The 20,473-nt window shown below is 26.6% G+C and carries 19 protein-coding genes and 1 tRNA gene; 9 read left to right on the forward strand and 11 right to left on the reverse strand.

Annotated elements, in window-relative coordinates:
• Positions 1-9: 9 nt before the first annotated feature.
• Positions 10-1,284, reverse strand: coding sequence for a DEAD/DEAH box helicase (locus tag ACKU4C_RS07770; RefSeq protein WP_321315854.1), 1,275 nt, complete (start codon positions 1,282-1,284; stop codon positions 10-12).
• Positions 1,285-1,294: 10 nt separating this feature from the next.
• Entirely contained in the window at positions 1,295-1,621 is a 327-nt protein-coding gene (locus ACKU4C_RS07775; RefSeq protein WP_321311126.1) for a hypothetical protein, read from the reverse strand.
• Positions 1,622-1,765: 144 nt separating this feature from the next.
• On the opposite strand from ACKU4C_RS07775, the gene ACKU4C_RS07780 reads away from it, so the two are divergent.
• On the forward strand, positions 1,766-2,308 hold the full coding sequence (locus ACKU4C_RS07780) for a hypothetical protein (RefSeq protein ID WP_321311128.1): 543 nt from the start codon (positions 1,766-1,768) through the stop codon (positions 2,306-2,308).
• Positions 2,309-2,329: 21 nt separating this feature from the next.
• The gene (locus tag ACKU4C_RS07785) at positions 2,330-3,478 is read left to right on the forward strand and encodes a murein transglycosylase domain-containing protein (RefSeq protein ID WP_321311130.1); all 1,149 of its coding nucleotides are present in this window, start codon (positions 2,330-2,332) and stop codon (positions 3,476-3,478) included.
• Here ACKU4C_RS07785 and ACKU4C_RS07790 read toward each other — a convergent pair.
• The 5 genes from ACKU4C_RS07790 to rraA form a co-directional block, all read right to left on the reverse strand.
• The gene (locus tag ACKU4C_RS07790) at positions 3,475-4,536 is read right to left on the reverse strand and encodes a response regulator (protein ID WP_321311133.1); all 1,062 of its coding nucleotides are present in this window, start codon (positions 4,534-4,536) and stop codon (positions 3,475-3,477) included. The genes ACKU4C_RS07785 and ACKU4C_RS07790 overlap by 4 nt on opposite strands.
• 117 nt (positions 4,537-4,653) lie before the next feature.
• Positions 4,654-5,892: a ComEC/Rec2 family competence protein gene (locus tag ACKU4C_RS07795; protein ID WP_321311135.1), complete on the reverse strand. Its 1,239-nt coding sequence runs from the start codon at positions 5,890-5,892 to the stop codon at positions 4,654-4,656.
• Positions 5,893-5,924: 32 nt separating this feature from the next.
• Positions 5,925-8,024: a 5-histidylcysteine sulfoxide synthase gene (gene ovoA / locus ACKU4C_RS07800; protein WP_321311137.1), complete on the reverse strand. Its 2,100-nt coding sequence runs from the start codon at positions 8,022-8,024 to the stop codon at positions 5,925-5,927.
• Between the two features lie 30 nt (positions 8,025-8,054).
• Positions 8,055-9,122, reverse strand: coding sequence for an ADP-ribosylglycohydrolase family protein (locus ACKU4C_RS07805; protein ID WP_321311139.1), 1,068 nt, complete (start codon positions 9,120-9,122; stop codon positions 8,055-8,057).
• Between the two features lie 124 nt (positions 9,123-9,246).
• A complete protein-coding gene (gene rraA / locus ACKU4C_RS07810) occupies positions 9,247-9,726 on the reverse strand; it encodes a ribonuclease E activity regulator RraA (protein ID WP_321311141.1) in 480 nt (159 codons plus the stop codon).
• Positions 9,727-9,841: 115 nt separating this feature from the next.
• Between rraA and ACKU4C_RS07815 the strand changes: the two genes are divergently transcribed.
• The 3 genes from ACKU4C_RS07815 to ACKU4C_RS07825 all read left to right on the forward strand — a co-directional run bounded on the left by ACKU4C_RS07815 (position 9,842) and on the right by ACKU4C_RS07825 (position 13,597).
• The gene (locus tag ACKU4C_RS07815; RefSeq protein ID WP_321311142.1) at positions 9,842-10,813 is read left to right on the forward strand and encodes a hypothetical protein; all 972 of its coding nucleotides are present in this window, start codon (positions 9,842-9,844) and stop codon (positions 10,811-10,813) included.
• 23 nt (positions 10,814-10,836) lie between these two features.
• The gene (locus tag ACKU4C_RS07820) at positions 10,837-12,105 is read left to right on the forward strand and encodes an SH3 domain-containing protein (RefSeq protein ID WP_321311144.1); all 1,269 of its coding nucleotides are present in this window, start codon (positions 10,837-10,839) and stop codon (positions 12,103-12,105) included.
• Between the two features lie 70 nt (positions 12,106-12,175).
• Complete coding sequence (locus tag ACKU4C_RS07825) at positions 12,176-13,597, forward strand: SDR family oxidoreductase (RefSeq protein WP_321311146.1); 1,422 nt, start codon at positions 12,176-12,178, stop codon at positions 13,595-13,597.
• Here ACKU4C_RS07825 and ACKU4C_RS07830 read toward each other — a convergent pair.
• Genes ACKU4C_RS07830 through rsmH form a run of 4 tightly spaced genes read right to left on the reverse strand, consistent with a single transcriptional unit; the run spans position 13,572 to position 18,553 of the window.
• On the reverse strand, positions 13,572-14,315 hold the full coding sequence (locus ACKU4C_RS07830) for a hypothetical protein (RefSeq protein ID WP_321311148.1): 744 nt from the start codon (positions 14,313-14,315) through the stop codon (positions 13,572-13,574). The genes ACKU4C_RS07825 and ACKU4C_RS07830 overlap by 26 nt on opposite strands.
• Complete coding sequence (locus ACKU4C_RS07835) at positions 14,316-17,408, reverse strand: efflux RND transporter permease subunit (RefSeq protein ID WP_321311150.1); 3,093 nt, start codon at positions 17,406-17,408, stop codon at positions 14,316-14,318.
• Positions 17,389-17,658: a hypothetical protein gene (locus ACKU4C_RS07840; RefSeq protein ID WP_321311151.1), complete on the reverse strand. Its 270-nt coding sequence runs from the start codon at positions 17,656-17,658 to the stop codon at positions 17,389-17,391. The genes ACKU4C_RS07835 and ACKU4C_RS07840 overlap by 20 nt, the downstream gene beginning before the upstream one ends.
• The gene (gene rsmH, locus ACKU4C_RS07845) at positions 17,651-18,553 is read right to left on the reverse strand and encodes a 16S rRNA (cytosine(1402)-N(4))-methyltransferase RsmH (RefSeq protein WP_321311153.1); all 903 of its coding nucleotides are present in this window, start codon (positions 18,551-18,553) and stop codon (positions 17,651-17,653) included. Before rsmH ends, ACKU4C_RS07840 begins: the two co-directional genes overlap by 8 nt.
• Positions 18,554-18,626: 73 nt before the next feature.
• On the opposite strand from rsmH, the gene ACKU4C_RS07850 reads away from it, so the two are divergent.
• The 4 genes from ACKU4C_RS07850 to ACKU4C_RS07865 all read left to right on the forward strand — a co-directional run bounded on the left by ACKU4C_RS07850 (position 18,627) and on the right by ACKU4C_RS07865 (position 20,454).
• Complete coding sequence (locus ACKU4C_RS07850; protein WP_321311155.1) at positions 18,627-19,208, forward strand: class II aldolase and adducin N-terminal domain-containing protein; 582 nt, start codon at positions 18,627-18,629, stop codon at positions 19,206-19,208.
• Positions 19,209-19,324: 116 nt separating this feature from the next.
• Positions 19,325-19,600, forward strand: coding sequence for an HU family DNA-binding protein (locus tag ACKU4C_RS07855; RefSeq protein ID WP_320034201.1), 276 nt, complete (start codon positions 19,325-19,327; stop codon positions 19,598-19,600).
• A gap of 111 nt (positions 19,601-19,711) precedes the next feature.
• Positions 19,712-19,798, forward strand: a tRNA-Leu gene (locus tag ACKU4C_RS07860).
• A 92-nt stretch (positions 19,799-19,890) separates the two neighbouring features.
• On the forward strand, positions 19,891-20,454 hold the full coding sequence (locus ACKU4C_RS07865) for a hypothetical protein (protein ID WP_321311158.1): 564 nt from the start codon (positions 19,891-19,893) through the stop codon (positions 20,452-20,454).
• Positions 20,455-20,473 lie beyond the last annotated feature (19 nt).

A 20,473-nucleotide genomic window follows, 5' to 3' on the forward strand; every position in this document is an offset into this window, starting at 1 on the left:
GGTTAAGACCTATCTTCTAAAACTTCTATTAGAATCTCTTTTTGTAGTTTTCTTAGATTTTACAGGTTCTTTTTTTACAGGGGCTTTTCTACCCTTTTTCTCACTTAATTTCTTTTTAGTTTGAACTTTTTGTCTTGGTTGTCTATCTTTTAAAGGAAACTCTTCATGAACTTCTCTTTTAACATTTAATCTTAAATTTCTTTCTATTTTTGTAAAATGATTATAATCCTCAGTTGTAAGGATTGAGATCACTTCACCTTTATTTCCAGCTCTTCCTGTTCTCCCTACTCTATGTGTAAAATCATCTGTATATTCAGGTAAGTTGTAATTTATAACTAAAGGAAGTTTTTCTATATCTAAACCTCTTCCTGCAATATCAGTAGCAATTAAAACTTGTACTTTTTTATTTTTAAAGTCTTTTATTGATTGAACTCTTTGTTTATATTCAATATCCCCATGTATAGCTGCTGCTTTTACTCCATGTGAACTAAAATGTTCAATTGCAGCATCAGCTGCATCTTTTTTATTTACAAAAAGTAATATTTGCTCATAAGTAGAATCTTTAATAAGTTTTGTAACTAATTCTTTCTTTTTCTTTTTATCAATTTTAAATGCACGGTGTTTTATTAGATTAACTTTATCTCTTCTATCATGTACTTGAACAGTAACAGGTTCTTTTAAAAACTCTTTTGCAAGTTTATTAATATTTTGTGAAATTGTTGCAGAACACATAACAATTTGTCTTCTTGGTGAACACATTGCAAATATCTCTTCAATCTCTTCTAAAAATCCCATTTCAAGCATAGTATCTGCTTCATCTAAAACAATAAAATTAACAGAACTTAAATCAAGAATCTCTTCTCTAACTAAATCTAAAAGTCTACCTGCTGTTGCAACTACAATATCCACACCAGTTGATATAACTTGAGTTTGCTTTGTTCTACTTGCACCACCCATAACTTTTGTATGTTTCACTTTTAAAAACTTTCCATAATCAGATAAAGATTTTGAAACTTGTTCTACTAACTCTCTTGTTGGGACTAATATTAGTCCCCTTAAAACTCTATTATTAAAATTTAAATTAGAGTTTATTTTATTTAACATTGGAAGTACATATGAAGCTGTTTTTCCTGTACCTGATTTAGAAGCAGCAATTACATCAATCCCTTTATTAACAATAGGAATTACTTTTTTTTGAACCTTAGTTGGGTTATCATAATCTTGTAACTCTATTGCTTTTAAAATAGATGGGTTTAAATTTAATTCAGCAAATTTATTATTTATAACTTATCCTTTAGTATATACTAGACATTACTTCATCATCTAAGTATGAATCAATTTTTTTTGTTAAGTCTTCAAATGATATTGTACCTTTTTTATTGAAAAGTACAATCTCTTCTCCAAAATCATTTTTTATAAAATGTTCTTCATTTTTAACTTTTTTATAAAAAGCTTTCATCTCTTCAGGTGAATCCATATCATTATATAAAAACCAATTAGCAGTAGTATCTTCAACTCTAATCAAACCATAAGTTTTTGCTTCATCAACATAATCTTGAATAGTTCCATTATCAAATTTTGCACCAACTACTATATCATTTTCATTTAAAATCATTTCCATTTATAAAAACCTTGAACCTTTGTAATGCGCAATAATAGCAAGATTTTGATTAAATATTGTTTTTCGAGTTTTGAAAATAATATATAATATATTTTTATATTTTTTAAAGTATTTTGATGATAATATTTTTAGTAAAGGATAATTATGTCAGTTTTAATAGATGAAAACCAAACTCAAAATTTTGTAAATGCAAACTATACTACAGATAAAGATAAAAAAGAATCAAAAGCTGAAAACGATTTTGAAAAAAGTTTAGAGGAGATACAAACAAAAAATAAAATCTCTAAAAATGAAGATAAAGAGGCTGAAAAAAAGTTAATACAGGAACTATTAAATAAAATTCGTGAGATAGTTAATTCAGGATTGAATCCAGCAATCAAAGAAAAAATTGATAATTTATTAAAAGAGGTAGAAAACACCATAAATAATTCTTCTAAAAATAGTGATTCAGTAAAAAAAATAGAAAATCTTTTATCTCAAATACAAAGCCTAATGGAAGAACAAACAAAAAATTTTAGTGGAAATATCATAGATAATATAGATATTAAAAACAAACTTAAAGATATATTTTCTCAAACTGAAGAAGACAAACAATCAAATAATCAATATGCACCTATAAACAATTATAAAAGAGTAGATATTGATGAGGAGTTAAAAAAGTTTCAGAATATTAAACTTGATATTTAGTTTTTATGATAAAATAACTTTATGAAATTTAAACTAATAATTTTTTCAACTCTTTTTTTATTTACTGGATGTACTGTAAATGATGTTTATTCAATTTCAAGGGCTGCTATTAGTAAAGACCCTTCACTAGCTCTTAAATCTTTAGCGAAATCAAAAGCTATCTCTTATGCACAAAACCCTAATAAACTATCAAAAGATTTAAGTTTTCTAAGTTCATTTGTTAATAAAATAACAGAAAGTTGGGGAAAAGATAATGTAAAAATACCAAAACAAAAAGAGTATGTAAAGTATCTTCAAAATTATAAAAGTAGAGCCTTGATAGATTTTGATAATGGTTTAGTAACTGTAGAAACACTTGATACAAAAGAGAGTTTAAAAAATGCAATTGTAACAACCCTACTTCTACCTGATGATCCACGAGCAGCAGACCTTTTTGGAGCAAAAAAAATAAAACTCGGAGATACTCCTTATCTTTTAGGAGAGGTGAAAGACGACCAAAATAAAGATATAAGATATCAATGGAGAGCAAATAGATATGCTGATATACTTATTAAAAGTAGATTAAAAGAAAAAAATATTAAAGATGGAAATAAAAATCTAAAAGTTACCTATGTAACTATACCTATGATAAAAGATCATGCCTCAGTAAGAGTAAAAAAATTTAAACCTTTTGTAGAGAAATTTGCTAGAAGATATAATTTAAGTAAAAATCTAGTTTATGCAATAATTAAAACAGAAAGTAATTTTAACCAATTTGCTGTTAGTAGTGCAGGAGCCTTTGGTCTTATGCAAATAGTACCAAGTAGTGCAGGACAAGATGCTTATAAATATGTAAAAGGAAAAAATCATAAACCCTCTTCCTCTTATCTATTTAATGCACAAAACAATATTGAACTTGGTAGTGCCTATATTGATATACTAAATTCAAAATATTTAAAAGGAATCAATAATAAAATTTCAAAAGAGTATTGTGTAATAAGTGCTTATAATACAGGTAGTGGAAATGTTTTAAAAACCTTTTCAAAAAATAGAAATAGTGCAATAAATATTATAAATAAAAAATCTGCTTTAGAAGTTTATAATACTCTCAAAAATAATCTACCCTATAAAGAAACAAGAAGATATCTAAATAAAGTGATTACTTATAAAAAAGAGTTTGTAAATATTTAATTTCCACTTAGTAAACTTATTTGAATCTCTTCAACTCTATCTTCTTGTGTTTTTAGTTTTTCTCTTAAGATGTTATTCTGTTTTTTAACTTCATAAAGTTCAAATAAAAGCTTTTGGGCATTATTTACATTTTCATCAACTTGTTCTTGGAGACTTTTTGCAAGTTTAGAATAATACTCTTTCTCCTTTTTTAATTCAGAGTTTGTTTTTAAATTTTCACTCTTTAATAAAAATATATGTTTTCTAAGAGATAAAATTTCATTTTCATATTTAGAAATCAATGTAGAAAACTCAATAAATTTTTTAATTCTACCATCATTAAAAAAGATTGGAAGAATTGTTGAGTGAGTATAATAAAGTGCACCTTTTTTATTTATCTTCTTGCAAAGTCCTGTCCAGGTCTTACCACTTTTTAATAGCTCTATTATTTTTTCCTGAGGTATTTCACAATTATATGAAATCAATTTGTCATTAAAATCTAAGCCTATTAATTCATCTATTTCAAAACCTGAGTTTATTAGGAAAGAATCGTTAACTGATGTAATTTTAAAATTTAAATCTATTTCACATACAATATTACAAGAATCCAAAATAGCCATAAACTGTCTTAATTCATTATTTTTAGTTGCTAATTCTTTCTTTTGATGTTTTCTTTTTATTACTTCTGAGATGATTTTTAAAGTTGTATTTAATTGAATTGGTTTAACTATATAATTTGTTAAATTAAATTTTATAGCTTTTACTAAAAGATTCATATCTGAAAAAGTAGTTGTAATCAAAATAGGTATCTCCCAATCGAGTTTCCTGATTTCTGATAAGATTTCTATACCCTTATAGTTTGGAAAATCCATATCAGTTAATACAATATCAATAACTGTTCTATTTTCACGGTAAAGTTTTATTGCATCTTGAATATCTTGTGCAACAATAACTTTTTTAAAAAGTGCAGAAAATATTTCATAGTTTTGAATTCTTACATTTTCATCATTTTCTACAAATAAAATTGTTGAGACAGATAAATAATCTTTATTAAATGAACATTCTTGTAAATTTGACATAATTTTTCCTAATATTAATAATATTAAATTTATAAAAATAATTTTTATTATAGCATATATTTTAGTTATTTATATTAATTAATTATTATTCTTTAGTTTATTTTAATAAAAATAACATTAAATAAACATATTGATACTAAATATCATTAATAATGTATTTAAAATTATAAAATATTTTTTACCAAAAATACTTAAAAAACTGAATACTATATAAACAACAAAAAAATAGCTTGAAGTTTCATACTGTTTAATATCTAAACTAAAATTTAATAAATATATCAAATAAGTATCTAATAAATTACCAAAGTTTATTAGATGTAAAAACAATTCAAAGGGATAAAAAATAGAAAAAATAAGAGTAATAACAGGGGAAAGAAGTTGCTCATAAGAAGTATCAAAAAAGAAAAAATGGACTATTGGATTAAATGCAAAATATATCCAGAAATTAAAAAATACTATACTTATTAATGTTGGTAAACCTTTAAAATATTGTAAATATAAAAATATATAAAATACTCCACTTAATGAAAACCATAAGGATATTGAAAATATATATTGTGGAAATACTGAAATTATAAATAGACAAGTGATTAATAATGTATTATAAGAAAGTAGTTTAATATTTGAACGAAGAAAGAATATAGCAAAAACAAACATAACAAAACTTCTTAATAGGGAAGGAACCATATCAGTTAGAAATAGATAAAAAAATAATATAATTATAATTATAAACATAATATCCATCTTTCTATTTCTATATATAAAATATTTTTCCTGAATAATTTTATACGGATAAAAAACTAAAGCATAAATAATTCCAGAAAGAATAGATAAATGAAATCCCGATATAGCTATTAAATGACTAATTGATAAACCTGTATAAATATCTCTATACTCTTTTGAAATAGGTATTGCTAAGAATAAGGCAGAAAACAATTGTTTTAATTCTATTTGTTTATGTTGAGAAACTATTTTTTTATATAAAATCTTTTTTAGATCATCATCTCTTTTTTCTTGCTCCACATATATTGACTTTGCATAAAAACCTTTTAGATAAGTTAAAAAATTGATTTGTAAAGTTACAAAAGCGATATTTATATAATCTAATTTTTCAAATTTTAGTTTTTTGTTTATTGATGTAAAAAAAGTAATATCATCATTTTTTAATTTTAATACATAAAAATCTTTTTTGTCATATATATTTATTATTCTAAAACTATCTTCATATATCTCTTCTTGTTTTAGTTTTGAATATTTAAAATACTCATAAGAAAGATTTGTTATCAATATAAATAGTATTATTAAAAAAAGTACGAAAAAATCTTTTTTGTCTGAAAGTAATTGTAAACTATCCATACGAATAGTTTACTATAATATAACTATAAATATTATTTAGTTGCTTTTCTTTTCCAGATACTCATTTGTGAAATAGAGTGTTGAAATTTTCTATTTGTTTCTTTTATTACAAAAGGAACATCGATTGTATCAACAAATTCAAATCTATCTTCTAAATTTTCTTTTAAAGTATCTAGGGTTTTCACCTCTTTATTATCCCTAATAAAACCACCTAGCCAGTTTTGTTTTGGGGTATAATCTTCAAGCCAAGTATAAGGACTAAGTAAAACTAATAATCCATTTTCATTTACTCTATTTGGTATATCATCTAAGAATTTTTGAGGATAATATAATCTATCAATTAAGTTTGAACAAAAAATCAAATCATAGTCAGTATATATATCTTTTAGATTACAAGCATCACCTTGCATAAATTCAACTTTTTCTTTAATCTCTTCTAAATTTAATTGTTCTAAAGATACATTTTTTTCATCATATAGTTCACCTTCTGTTGCTAATTTATAAGTTAATGAATCATACTTTTTAAGTTTTACACCTACATTAATAAAATTAGCACTAAAATCTATACCTAAAACCTCATCAAATGTTTTAGCCAACTCAAAAGTACTTCTACCTACTGAACAACCTAAATCAAGAGCTTTTTTAGTATCAATACCTTCTAAATATGGTTTTAATACATCAACAGAATTTTTTGGAAAATTTTTAACTCCATAATACTCATCACCATAATGAAATTCACAATATTGTGATATTTGTTCATCTGTTTCATAAACATTGTTGTTTAGTTTAGTTCTATATTCATTGTCACTTTTTACATATCTAAACCCTGCATGTTGGAAAAAATGTTTTCTAAAGGCATATCTTGCACTTCTTAAAATCTCATTTCCTAAGCTTATAAAAGAACCCCCTTTCATAAGAGCATGTCTATCATCAAAAGTTGGTGTTGTAAAATCATCATAGGCTGGATGGGTTTTAAAACCATCAAAAGGGTATGTAGGAGTTATACTCCATTGCCATACATTTCCAACTACATCATAAAAATCACCCATTTTGTATTTATCAACTGGTGTTTGATTAAAATATTTTAACCCAATATTTGCTTCACACGCTTGGGCATTTACATAGTCATTTAATCTATAATATTCATCTTCACTTGGTAATCTTACTTCATAACCTAATTTTTCACTTTTATATTTACAAAAAGCTTCTGCTTCATATACATTTATATCAACTGGATAGTTTAGAGGAAGGGGTACTATTCTATTAATCTCTCTTAAGAAATACTTTTCATCCTTTTTAATCCAAAAGGTAGGATATTTAGCTTTACTAAAATCTAACCACTTTAATCCATCTTTTGTAAAATAGTGTAGTTTTGAATAACCACCCTCTTTTACAAACTCTAAGAATTCTCCATTTGAAACTAAATATTTACTTGCCTTAAAATCTTTTATTGTAGCTTTATGAAAAGAGAACTCATTGTCCCAACCATAATATACTGGCTCTTTGTAATCTTTTTCTAATACTACATCTGCACCTTTTACATCAACTAACTCATTTTGTGGATAAGTATCACTATATTCATTAGTATATTCAAAAAGTTCATCTTGTTTTAAATACTTTATATCTAATTCCCTTAACAATACAGATGAAGTTTCAATATGAATATTTTCATGTTCAATCCCCATAAGAATAATCCACATAGGACTCTCCCAATTAATTGGCATTGTAAACTCTAAAGTATCAATTAAATTTAAAATCAACTCTTTTACTTCATCTCTATATGCTTTTGTTTGTTGGAAACTAGGCCAAGTATAATTTTCATCATTTAAATCATCCCAGCTCATCTCATCAACACCAATTGCAAATATTGATTCATAGCTCTTATTTATTCTTTTATTTATAATGTTTGCAACATTTAATTTGTTGATAAAAAAAGTAGCAGTATGTCCATAATAAAAAATCAAAGGGTGTCTTAGTCTATTTGGTTGTTCATACAAAAAATCTTTTTTTTCTAACAAATCAAATAGTTTTTCATCTAATTCATAAGTTTGTAGAAAGTACCTTTTTATCTCTTCTCGTTTCTCTTCAACTGTTCCATCACTTAAGTTTATAGTCTCTTTAATATAATTCATAGTTACCTCAAGTTTATTTTTTATAATATTCTATTCAATAATATCTGAAAGTTTTTTAGTTAATTCTAAAATTTCATCTTTTTCATTTAATCCATCAATAAACCTTTTAGGAATATTTTTTAAACCAACTTGAGCTCCAATTAATGCTCCTGTTAGAATAGATCTTGCCTGATTTTGTCCTCCACCATTTAAAGCATTTAATATACCACTTTCAAAATCATCTTTAAATCTTGCTGCTAAATAATAACTTGCAGGAAGAATATGATAAATAGCACAAGGCATACCATAAACTAAAGATACTTTCCATGCTGGTTCAATTTTTATATCATTGTCATTTGCAGCTTGTGCCATATATGAGGGAGATAACAAAGCATCTGGTGATGCAAATAAACCTACATTTGAAGGATCTTTTGAACCAGGTTTTGGAGGCTGTAAATTATCAGATGTAACTGCATGAAAAGGTAAGTCTCCATTTTTTACAAGTTTCATTAACTTATTTGAAATATCTTTATCTAACTTTTCCCCTTGTATCAATTGGGCTAATACAGCTCCATAAGCAACACTCATTGACCCTACAACATCATCCACTTGCGTTAAAAATGTATTGAAAGATATACTTTTTGCCAATTTTTGTGGAGTTAATGCATATTTTACAGCTAAAGCTAAAGTTCTTTCTATAGCTTCTGTAGTATCAGCCCTACTTCCAACTTCCTCCCATGAAAGTTTTTGTTCTACCCTTTGTCTATACACTTCCCTTATTGATTGTGAAGTATAACCGCCTGGACCATTTGTTGGAGTTCCATCAAGTTTTTTAAATAGGTCCTCATCAAGTTTTTTACAAAAATCTTCTTGTTTATACCCATTGTTATCAAGAATAGATTTAATCATAAGTTTTAAAATATATCCAGCTTGGGATTGATTTCCAGCCTTTTCATGCTCATGATATCTACCCTTTTTAGGATTTTTATAAGTTGTAATCCATTCACCATAATCTTTATATTGTTCATCTAAATCATAATACCAATGAGGTCCTAAAGCAAGTGCATCACCAATAAAAGCTCCTACAATTGCCCCTTGTGCTCTATCTTTCATATCCATAACTTATTCCTTTTAATACTAGTTAGTAATATTTATTTAGAATTATAGTACTAATTAGTACTAATGTCAATAAAAACTTGTTTAAATAATTTATATAAAAATTACGAACAAGCTTTCTATTTAATTATATGATTTTCTCTTTTGTAAGGATTATTCCATCATTGTCTGCATATATATAATCCCCTTCACAAAACTTAACACCACCAAAAGAGAGTTCAATTCCCCTTTCACCTTGTGTCATTGGAATATATTTTCTAGGACAAGTTCCCTTAGCAAATAGTGCCACAGAGATATCTTTTATTTGTTCAGTATCTCTAACATACCCATTAACTATGATAGCTTCATAATTGTTTTTTTCTGCAAATTTCATTAGATTTTCTCCAACTACAGCAAAATATTCATCTTCAGCATCAACAACAACTATTTTCCCTGTGCCATCTTCATCTCTTAGTATCTTTATTAGTTCAATATTATTTCTGTCTAACTTTACAGTTAATACAGTACCTTGCACTTTTTCTTTTGCACCATAATTTTTAAAACTTCCATCTAATACATAAACTTTATCTGGATGTTCATCACAGATATCAGCAGTAAAAAAATCCATTTACTATCCTTATATTTCATTAGTTAGTAATTATCTCAAAAAAGTTTTAATATTGACTTATTATCACATTTTTTATACAAAATAATTGTAAAATATTATAATAAAAGGATAATAAATGAAAAAATGGCTATTTTTAATCGTTCCCTTACTTTTTATTGGGTGCTCAACTAAACTAAAAGTTAAAACTTTACAAACATCAAATATAGCAAAAGAGAATATTCATAATATTTTTCTCGAACAATTTACAAATGATAATATAAATCAAACAAACTATCTTGAAGATGAAATTGTTAATGCCACATGGAATAATAAAAAAATTTTTACAATAAAACCCTCTTTTGAAGATATAGATGGTGTTATTTCAGGGGAAGTGTTAGAATCCAAATTTAATTTTTATACCTATTATGATGAAGATCTTACGTCAAGATGTGCTAGATATGAAGTATCAAATGGTATAAAAAGTTGTGTGGAGTACAGATATAGAAGAATTCCTTGTCAAAGAAAAGATTTTAGAGTTAAAACCCAAGTTAAAATTTTAAATACAAATCATGAAATTGTTTTTTCTAAAATATATACAAAATCTAAAATTGAAGATAAATGTTATAGATATTCAAGACCGTTAAGTAGTCTTTTTTTATACAATACACACTACTATAATCAAGAGGTTCAAAGGATAAACCCTAGACTTGCAAGAGAGATAGCAAAAGATATTATAAAAGATATTGCCCCACATTATAGAGTTTTAAAAATTGATGTGATTGATTCTATTAATAGTAATAATAATGTAATAAAAAAAGAGTTTGAGGATATTATAAATGAAATAAAAAAAGAAAATATAGATAGTGCTGAATATAAATTAGAAAAACTAAATAATAAGCTTTATTCAAATAGTTATGAAGTATTATACAATTTAGGCTTAATTAATGAAAATAAAAACAGATTACACAAAGCTATATATTACTACGAACAAGCCTCTAAGTTATGCAATGATGATAAAGATTCAATACTAATATATGATGCTATTGATAGAGTAGAAATGACCTTAAGAAATATAGATGAGACTAAGGCTCAATTAGATAACATATAAAACATCACAGAAAAGGTTATATTTTGAAACTATTAAATTTTTTATTATTAATTATATCTTTTCTTGTTTTTCAAGGTTGTACAGTAAAACAAATAAAAATTGCTGATGTAAAAAAATATCCTCAAAATCCAAGTTTTTATATAAAAAATTTAAAACAAAATAGTATTGACACTAAAAAGCTAAGTCAATCTTATATAAAAAAGTATTTTTCACCTTGGGATTTAGAAAAAGCAAGTTACTCAAAAAAAGAGGCTATGTGGGGTAATGTTTATTCTAAAAGAACAGTATACTTAGAAAACTATAGAAAAATAGAACAAAATTGGTTTAAAGAACTAATAACAAATGCAAATTATGAAGAGTATAATAAAGCAAAATTAAAAGCTATAACAACAAAAAATGTTGATTTTAGAGTATTACCTACAAATAGTGCTATATTTTATAATCCCAAAAAAGCTGGAGAAGGTTTCCCTTTTGATTATAACCAAAATTCAAGGGTTAAAATTAATACTCCTGTTTTTGTATCTCACTTCTCAAAGGATAAGGCTTGGGCTTTAGTTCAATCCCATTATGTTTTAGGATGGGTAAGAGTAGATAGTTTATTTTTTGTAGATGATGAAGATATTAAAAATTTTAAAAAATATCCTTTAGAAGTTATAGTTAAAGAGGGATATCAAACTTTTAATATAAATACTACTGAAAACTTAAAAGTTGGAACATTTTTCCCAAAAATAGATGATAAATACCTTTTAGCAACAAACTCGGGAATAAAAAAAGTTAAGATTAAAGAAAATACTATTGAGGCTTTTCCTTTAAAATTTTCTGCAAATAATATCAATAAACTATTACAAGAGTTTATTGGTGAACCATATGGTTGGGGTGGATTAAACAACCATAGGGATTGTTCTAGTTTTACCCAAGATTTCTTTACCCCCTTTGCAATATATCTAAATAGAAACTCAAAAGCTCAAACAAAAGGTTACAAATATATAGATATTTACAAGATGTCAAACAAAAAGAAAAAAGAGTTTATTGTAAACAATGCAATACCTTTTTTAACGCTTATCTATCTAAGAGGTCATATTATGCTATATATTGGAGATATAAACAAAGAACCACTTGCTATGCATAATATGTGGGGGATAAGAACTTGGGATACTCTTTTTTCAAGGGGAAGAAATATTGTAGGAAAAACTGTAATCACCTCTTTAGAACCAGGAATAGAACTAAGAAATGTGGATAAAAAAAGTACTATATTAAGTAAAATTAGAGGGATAGTTATATTAGAAAAATAAGATTAACCCCATAGAAAACACCTATTAATTTTCATTTATTCATGATAATATAAGAAAAAAAGGAAGAGTCATGAGAGTATTACTTACGGGTTCTTCAGGATACATAGGAAGAAGACTCAAACAAAAACTTTTGGAAGATAAAAATATCAAATTAAGATTGTTTGTTAGAAATAAAAATACTTTATCAACAGAACTATCTTCTGATATTGAAGTTATTGAAGGTAATACTTTTGATAAAGAGAGTTTGAAAAAAGCTTTAAAAGATGTGGATATCGCTTATTATCTAATACATTCTTTAAGTAGTGAAGATTATAAAAACCTAGATAAAATTTCAGCTCAAAACTTTATAGATATAGCCCAAGAGTGCAATGTAAAAAAAGTTATATATTTAGGTGGTCTTGGGGTGAAAAATGAGGATACAAGTGAGCACCTTTTAAGTAGAATAGAAACAGGTGAGATCCTTAGTTCATCTAAAAAGGTACAAACAATCTGGTTAAGGGCAGGAGTAATAATAGGCTCAGGAAGTACAAGTTTTGAGATTATTAGAAATCTAATAGAAAAACTTCCAATAATGACAACTCCTAAATGGGTTAATACAAAAGCCCAACCAATTGCAGTTGAAGATGTAATAAAATATTTAACAGCTTCACTTTATTTAGAAGAAAAAGAAAATCTTATTGTAGATATAGGATCAGAGCAATTACAATACAAAGAGATGATGCTTCAAACAGCTAAAGCTTTAGGTCTAAAAAGGATACTAATTCCCCTTCCTTTTTTATCAATAAATCTATCCTCATATTGGTTAAATCTATTTACTCCCGTTCCTTTTAATGTAGCAAAAGCATTGATAGAGGGACTAAAATCTGAGGTAATAATACAAAATGAAAATGCAAAAAAATATTTTCCAAATATTCAAGCAATAGATTTTATGTCAAGTGTAAAAAAAGCCATTAAAGAGATAGAAACAAACCAAGTTATTAGTAGATGGAGTGACCATTCAGGACAAATTTGGGACAAAAATCATACAGAACAATTAGCTGATGCAGTATTTGTTGATAGAAGAATAAAAGATATAAGCCATTTATCAAAGAAAAAAGTATATGAAACTTTTATTAGTATAGGTGGAAATAATGGTTGGTTTGCCTTTGATTATCTATGGAAACTAAGAGGTTTTATCGATAAAGCTTTAGGTGGAGTGGGATTAAGAAGAGGACGAAGGGATCCATTTAAACTAAGAATTGGAGAAAGCTTAGATTTTTGGAGAGTTGTAGATGTACAAAAAGATGAAAGACTTCTTCTTTATGCACAAATGAAGTTACCAGGTGTTGCTTGGTTAGAGTTTAAAATAGAAGATAACAAACTTATTCAATCTGCTTACTTTTATCCAAAAGGTGTATTTGGGCGATTATACTGGTATTGTTTAGTACCTTTACACTATTTTGTATTTAATGATATGATTGGTGGTATTATAAAAAGAGCTTCCAATGAATAGAATATTTACTTTCAAACTCTTTTAGTCTTGAGAAAAACATATTGTAATGCAGCTCTTCTTTAATTAGAAAAAAATATACTCTTGGAGAATATGGTTTATGTTTAATTGCTAAAACTTTATTAAATCTATTTTTCAAGTTTTCAAGTAAAATTTCTATTTGTTCATCATGGGAGAAACATCTATTTAAATGATGATAAACTATTAGTGTTTCACTTATATCAAAAAGCATTTCTATCTCATCAAAAAAGATATATTTTCCACTTTTTAATTTTTTTTCTAGAAAGTTATAATCTAAAATCTCAATATCTTTTTTAGTCTTATCACATTTTGTTGCTATACCATTATCAGAATCAGTTAGTATTATTTGTTTATTTTTTGAAAACTCATAAGCTTTTTGAAACCAATTTTTTCTATATTTAAGATTACAATCTTTTTCTAATATATCTCTAAAATAGCTAATATTATTAATTAAGCTAGCATCTTCTAAAGCTTTAACACTTCGTTTGTTTTCAATAATATATCTAAAATTTTCTTCTAAGTCTTTATCAAAGCCCTTTACTTTTTCAAAATAACTAATATGTCTTCCATCACTATTATGTGTTTCATCAGGATACATAAACCAAAGTTGAGATAATGAAAAAGAAGTGTTTGAAAAAAGATATCGAAGAAGTTGAAACTTTCCAAAATCTCCAATATCAGCGGCATACCTATTTTGCAATTATTTATCCACTTTTCTTAAGTATATAATTCTATAAAGCATTGGTACATAATAAAGATTTAATATAGTAGCCCAAAGGATTCCAAAACCTAAAGCCAATGCCATTGGTTGTAAAATCAAAGCTTGTCCTGAAGGGAAAAATATCAAACTACTTAAACCTAAAACTGTAGTGATTGAGGTTAATAAAATAGGTCTCAATCTTAAAACTGCATACTCTTTTAACTCTTCTAAATTTTTAGACTTTTTAATAAAATCCATCATAATAATTCCATCATTTACAATAACACCAGCAAGTCCAACCATTCCAATTAAACTTGGCATAGTGATATTTACACCCATGATAAAATGTCCAAAGTAAACACCAAAAATAGATAAAGGTATTGTTGAGATTATAATTAATGATTTAACAATAGAATCAAACATCCATACAAGAGCAATAAAAATTAAAATAACAGCCATCACTGCTGCTTGTCCCATCTCCCTTTGAACCTTTTCATTCTCTTCTTGTTCACCTTTAATATCAATAGTTACACTTGTTTTTAAACTATCAAGAGTTGGTTTTAACTTTTCAAAAACTTCATTTGATGTGGTATTTGTTATAGAAGCAGTTACACTTGTGATTCTTTTATTATTTTCTTTAAATATTTGCGAATACGCAGGTATTTTTATAAAATCGACTACATTTGATAATAAAACTTTTTGTTCACTATTTGGTACACTAATTTCAAGACTATCCAATGAAGCTAAAATATCTTTATTTTCACTTTTAAAGACAATATCAATAATACCTTTATCATCAAACATTTTAGAATATGTACCTTTTAAATACATTGGTCTAAGTTGGGATAAAATCTGTTCCTCACTAAAACCTAAATCATAACCATAAGGATTAACCTTAAATTTTAGCTCATAATTACCAATTAAAGCATCATCAGAAATATTTGAAACACCTTTAATATTTGCTAATTGACTTTTTAAAGTATTTACAGCTTTTTGTACATTTCTTGTATCACCTGAAACAGATAGTTCTATATCATTTTTTACAATTCCTGCTTTTGGTACAAAAACTTTTAATTCATCAAAACTTTTCATATCTATTGCTTTATCAAAACTACGTTTTATTTGATTTTCTATATCTTGTGCACTACTATTTCTAATCATATTTTCATCATCATATTTAGGAGATAAATAGGGATTAATATATTTATCAAATATATTTTGAGGTGCTCTTTCATATAGATTTACAAATATTTGAAAATAAAACTCTTCATATTCTGGTTGATTTTTTCCATCTAGTTTCATTCCTGTTACGGAACTTATAGATTGTATTTCACTTTTAAAATCTAATTTTTTTAAAATTAATTTTTCTAATTCAAAAACACTTTGTTCTGTTTGTTCAATCTTCTTTCCAACTCCAACCGAACCTGTAATATATACTTGTGTAGAATCAAAATCAGGTATAAATTTAAATTTGGATGATTTCATTAAAACCATTGTTCCAAATATAATAGAACCAATTAAAAGTGCTAAAGAGATATATTTACCCTTTAGAAGGAAATTTAAAATATCGTGATACAATTTTTTATTAAAATCCCATACCTTGTGAGATTTTCTATCTTCATGACTAACTTTTAATAACTCTTTTGCATGGAGAGGTAAAAAGAAAAAAGCTTCAAGTAAGGAACTTAAAAGAAGTATAGATATCATTATTGGTAAAATTCTCATAAACTTACCTGTTTCACCACTCATCATAAGAATTGGTAAAAAAGCAAATATTGTTGTTGCTGTTGCTGTAAGTACAGCAGGATACATCTCCAATGCTCCATCTCTTGCAGCAGCAAATTTATCTTTTCCCATCTCTAAATGACGATAAATATTCTCAGCAACAACAATAGCCTCATCAACTAACATCCCAAGGGCAATTAAAGCCCCTAGAAGGGATAACATATTTAAACTGTACCCTAAGGCGTCAGCTGAGATTAAACCAATCATAAAGGAAGTTGGTATCCCTATAGCAATAACTAATGCAATTCTCATATTTATGAAAAGTAATAAAGCAACAAATAGAAGCATCAAACCAAAAAGGATATTTGAAACAACAGTATTTAGTCTATTTTTAATCCAAATAGATGTATCAATATATGTATCGAAATCAATATTTGTGTATTTTGTTTCAAACTCTTTTGTTATCTCTTTAATCTTTTTAACTAACTCAATAGAATCACCCTCTTCACTTTTACTAATACTAATAGCAACATTAGGTTTAGCATTGAAATGTGATTTATCACTTACATCGGCAAAAGTGTATTCTATATTTGCAATATCTTTTAGATATAAAGTTTTATCCCCTACTCTTATTTTTGTATTTTTTATATCTTCAATATCTTTCTCACCATTGAAAGTACTTAGATAATAGTGTCTTGAAGTATCTTTTATAATCCCAACAGGGAAAATAGAACTTAGATTTTGTACCACTGAAACAACTTGAACATTGGAAAGTCCAAAAGCTTCTATTTTATCCTCATTAAAAGATATAAGTAACTCTTTATCACTTTTCCCTAGTACACTTACATTTTCTAGATCTTTTAGTTGTTGAATTCTAGATTTTACATCATCTGCAATATCCAATAACTCTTCTTTTGTAGCTTCAGTTTTTGAGTAAACAGCAACCGTTATCAAAGGGAAGTTTTGGGTTACAGATTTTACTGTAGGATCATCCATATCTGAAGGGAGATTTGTTTTTACTTTAGTAATAATATCTTTAATATCATCTACTACAAGGTTTGATTCCTCTCCACTTTTAAGTTCTGCTGTTATAGAAAAACTTCCATTTTTTATAATTGAAGTTATTTTTTCCACTTCACTTACACTTAAAAGTTCATCTTCTATCTCTTCCACTGCAATTTTATCCAAGATATCAGAACTAGCCCCAGCATAAGAACCCGAGATTAAAACTGCATCCATTGATGAAGGAGGAAATATCTCTTTTGGTATTTTTAAATAAGCAAATACTGAAAGGATAAATATAAAAACTAAAAAAAGATGATTAAGAATATTTTTCTTTAAAGCAAATTCAATTATTGTTTGGATCATATTTTCCCTCTATACTAAATATTATAAGTGAATCTTCAATTTGATTTTTAAACTTCATATCTTCTAACTGTTGGGCAAGAAATTTATTCTCTTCTTTTAATGATGTATAGTGTGCATAAAGTTTATTTATATCTTTACTTACATAGTAAATATTATTTACTAAATAGATTTTAGGAAAATAAAGAGTTAAAACAACTAATAATGCTGAAAAAACAATAATTATTGAGTTTTTAGAATTAAGTCTAATCAAATTTGAAAATCCTTAACTTTGAACTTCTACTTCTTGGATTTTGTTTGATTTCCTCTTTTGTTGGAATAATTGGTTTTTTTGTAATAATTTTTCCTAAAGCATGATTATTCCCGCAAGTACATTTAAAAGATTCAGGGGGACATATACAAGACTTTTTCCATTTTTTAAAATAGTTTTTAACTATTCTATCTTCTAAAGAGTGAAAAGAGATTATAGCAATAATGCAGTTTTTAGGTTTTGATTCTTCAATGGAATCAAATAATCTTTCTAAAACCCCTAATTCATCATTTACTTCAATTCGAATACCTTGAAAAGGAAGTGTAGCAGGATGAATTTTCCCTTTACTCATATTCTTAGATAAAAAGTCAGCTAACTCTTTTGCAGAATTAAAAGGTCTATTGTTTACTATTAAAGAAGCTACTTTTTTATATTCTCTTACTTCTCCATACTCTTTAAATACTCTTTCTAATTCATTTTGAGAATAAGTGTTTACTACTACAGAAGCATCTAAACTTTTTGTTTGGTCCATTCTCATATCAAGAGTATCACCATCAAAACCAAACCCTCTTTCACTTTTATCTAATTGTAAAGATGAAACTCCAATATCAGCTAAAATACCTCTTACTTGAAAACCTTTAAAAGTTTCTATGACATGTTCAAAATTTCCTTGGTTGAATAGTACTCTTTCTTTATAATCTTTCAATCTCTTTTTTGAAAAGATTAATGCTTCTTCATCTTGGTCATTACATATAAGTTGAATATTTTCATTTTGTTTCAATAAACCTAAACTGTGACCAGCATATCCAGTAGTACAATCAATAATATACCCACTATCAATATCTTTAAATGCTTCTAGAACCTCTTCATATAGTACTGGAATATGGGGAACTTCCATAATCTATCCTTAATAACAATCTTTTATTTGTGATTGGTTATAATACCCAAAATAATATTTAAGGCTTTTTAAAATGATTGACGCAAATATAGTAAAGCTTTTAAGTGACCTATCATTAACAATGTTTAGAAAAAACTTTTTTGGTATATATCATGGTGCAATCTCTGCAAAACTCGATTATAATTCATTTATCATAAACTCTGCTGATGCAATTTTTGATGAGATGAATGATAACTCTTTTTGTGAATTAAATATGACAAAAAAAGATTATCGATGGAAAATTGCAAGTATAGAATCAGATATTCATTCAACTATATATACAAATATCCATGAAGCAAAATATATCGCTTTTGGTGTACCTATTTATACAACTGCTTATACATTTGAACATGATGAGATTGTATTAGATGATTTTTTTGGAAAAACAACATTAGGTGGTAAAGTTCCAATTTACGATCCAGGAGATTTCAATACTTGGTATGATAGAAATGCTTTAGAAATTACAAAATATCTAAAAGAAAGCAATGAAAGAATTATGGTAATTAGAGGAATTGGTACATATGTTTATGATAGAGACATCAATAATTTAGTAAAAAGAGTAGCAATTTTAGAGAACTCTTGTAGACTTTTGAGCCTAAAATCATCATATCAATAATAAAAATGTACATTTTTGTGTAATAATTTGACTTAGGAGCCTCATTTTTAGCTATTTTAAAGCTTAAATACTATAAAGTTTTTAAATATTTTAAATCTTACACAAGGAGTTCTTCTATGAACAAAGCTGAATTTATTGACGCAGTTGCAGCAAAGGCTGGATTATCTAAAAAAGATGCTAAAGGTGCAGTTGATGCAGTATTAGATACAATTACTGAGACTTTAGTAAAAAAAGAAACTGTAAGTTTCATCGGATTCGGTACTTTTAGTACAGCTGATAGAGCTGAGAGAACTGCAAAAGTTCCTGGAACAGATAAAACTGTTAAAGTTCCAGCTACAACTGTTGCAAAATTCAAAGTTGGAAAAGCGTTAAAAGAAGCAGTTGCTAAATAATTACTTCTTTTTATTTTTCTAAAAGGGAAACCTTCGGGTTTCCCTTTTTTTTACTCTAATTTAAATAACTTATTAAGAATTATTTAGTATAATTCTTTCCTCTTTTAAAGTGCCCGTGTGGTGAAACTGGTAAACACGTCGGATTCAAAATCCGATGACTTCACGGTCTTGTCGGTTCGAGTCCGACCACGGGTACCACTTAAAATAAATTAAAAAATATCAACTAATTAAATTATATCTTTACTTTTTTATTATAATTGATAATATAAATAAAAATATAAAGGCAATTTATGAGATATATTAAACTTTTTACAATTATTACAACTATAATAATTCTTTTTTCTGGTTTTTGGTCTGGAGATTCTAAAGAAGAACAAAGACAAGATAGAATTAAAATGGCACAGAAAACTTTAAATGACTTATACAAATATGATTCAAAAGCAAAAAATATAATTAAAAAATCATATGGATATGCTGTATTTAGTAATGTAGGGGTTAATCTTGTTTTATTATCAGCTGAAGGTGGTACAGGGATAGCACATAATAATCAAACTGGTAAAAATATTTATATGAATATGGCTTCAGGTGGAGTAGGATTTGGATTAGGAATTAAAGATTTTAGAGCAGTATTTTTATTCGAAAACAAAAAAGTATTTGATAATTTTGTTGAATATGGTTGGGAAGCAAATGCCCAAGCAGATGCAGCTGCAAAAGCAGGGAAAAAAGGTGGTGCCTTTGGGGCTGCAATTACTGTAGCACCAGGGATTAGACTTTATAAGATGACTAAAAATGGTCTTGCTTTACAAGCAACAATTCAAGGTACTAAATACTGGAAAGATACAGATTTAAATTAATAGTATCATTAACCACTTT

Origin of the sequence: Halarcobacter sp. (genome assembly GCF_963676935.1) — a bacterium.
Taxonomy (GTDB): Bacteria; Campylobacterota; Campylobacteria; order Campylobacterales; family Arcobacteraceae; genus Halarcobacter.

Excerpts from the sequence above, each read along its gene's own strand:
- ACKU4C_RS07805 (WP_321311139.1), bottom strand. The coding sequence starts at position 9,122 with ATGGATATGAAAGATAGAGCACAAGGGGCAATTGTAGGAGCTTTTATT.
- ACKU4C_RS07825 (WP_321311146.1), top strand. The coding sequence starts at position 12,176 with ATGAGAGTATTACTTACGGGTTCTTCAGGATACATAGGAAGAAGACTC.
- ACKU4C_RS07855 (WP_320034201.1), top strand. The coding sequence starts at position 19,325 with ATGAACAAAGCTGAATTTATTGACGCAGTTGCAGCAAAGGCTGGATTA.
- ACKU4C_RS07865 (WP_321311158.1), top strand. The coding sequence starts at position 19,891 with ATGAGATATATTAAACTTTTTACAATTATTACAACTATAATAATTCTT.
- ACKU4C_RS07790 (WP_321311133.1), bottom strand. The coding sequence starts at position 4,536 with ATGTCAAATTTACAAGAATGTTCATTTAATAAAGATTATTTATCTGTC.
- ovoA (WP_321311137.1), bottom strand. The coding sequence starts at position 8,024 with ATGAATTATATTAAAGAGACTATAAACTTAAGTGATGGAACAGTTGAA.
- ACKU4C_RS07775 (WP_321311126.1), bottom strand. The coding sequence starts at position 1,621 with ATGGAAATGATTTTAAATGAAAATGATATAGTAGTTGGTGCAAAATTT.
- ACKU4C_RS07815 (WP_321311142.1), top strand. The coding sequence starts at position 9,842 with ATGAAAAAATGGCTATTTTTAATCGTTCCCTTACTTTTTATTGGGTGC.
- ACKU4C_RS07785 (WP_321311130.1), top strand. The coding sequence starts at position 2,330 with ATGAAATTTAAACTAATAATTTTTTCAACTCTTTTTTTATTTACTGGA.
- rsmH (WP_321311153.1), bottom strand. The coding sequence starts at position 18,553 with ATGGAAGTTCCCCATATTCCAGTACTATATGAAGAGGTTCTAGAAGCA.
- ACKU4C_RS07850 (WP_321311155.1), top strand. The coding sequence starts at position 18,627 with ATGATTGACGCAAATATAGTAAAGCTTTTAAGTGACCTATCATTAACA.
- rraA (WP_321311141.1), bottom strand. The coding sequence starts at position 9,726 with ATGGATTTTTTTACTGCTGATATCTGTGATGAACATCCAGATAAAGTT.
- ACKU4C_RS07795 (WP_321311135.1), bottom strand. The coding sequence starts at position 5,892 with ATGGATAGTTTACAATTACTTTCAGACAAAAAAGATTTTTTCGTACTT.
- ACKU4C_RS07835 (WP_321311150.1), bottom strand. The coding sequence starts at position 17,408 with ATGATCCAAACAATAATTGAATTTGCTTTAAAGAAAAATATTCTTAAT.
- ACKU4C_RS07780 (WP_321311128.1), top strand. The coding sequence starts at position 1,766 with ATGTCAGTTTTAATAGATGAAAACCAAACTCAAAATTTTGTAAATGCA.